Annotated in this window: 1 protein-coding gene; it reads right to left on the reverse strand. The window is 49.0% G+C overall.

Annotated features, from left to right (window positions below; all coding sequences use genetic code 11):
- A partial coding sequence (locus AB4585_RS28160) for a metallopeptidase TldD-related protein (protein ID WP_372172063.1) occupies positions 1-339 on the reverse strand: 339 nt, incomplete at both ends.

Here is a 339-nt window from a genome sequence, read left to right on the forward strand (position 1 = left end):
CTGTCTAGCTTCAATGTAGGCTGGCCAACACCAACAGGGACACTTTGTCCTACCTTGCCGCACACGCCAACACCTTTATCGATCTGCAGGTCATTGCCGACCATAGAGACTTGTTGCATCGCTTCAATACCAGAGCCAACCAAAGTTGCACCTTTCACTGGTCGAGTGATTTTACCGTCTTCAATCAAGTAGGCTTCCGAGGTTGAGAACACGAATTTACCCGATGTAATATCGACCTGACCACCGGCAAAGCTTGGGGCATAAATACCCTTCTTCACGGTAGAGATGATCTCTTCTGGGGTATGTTGGCCCGGCAGCATGTAGGTATTAGTCATACGA

The organism is Vibrio sp. 10N.222.49.C9 (assembly GCF_041474985.1).
Classification (GTDB): Bacteria; Pseudomonadota; Gammaproteobacteria; order Enterobacterales; family Vibrionaceae; genus Vibrio; species Vibrio crassostreae_C.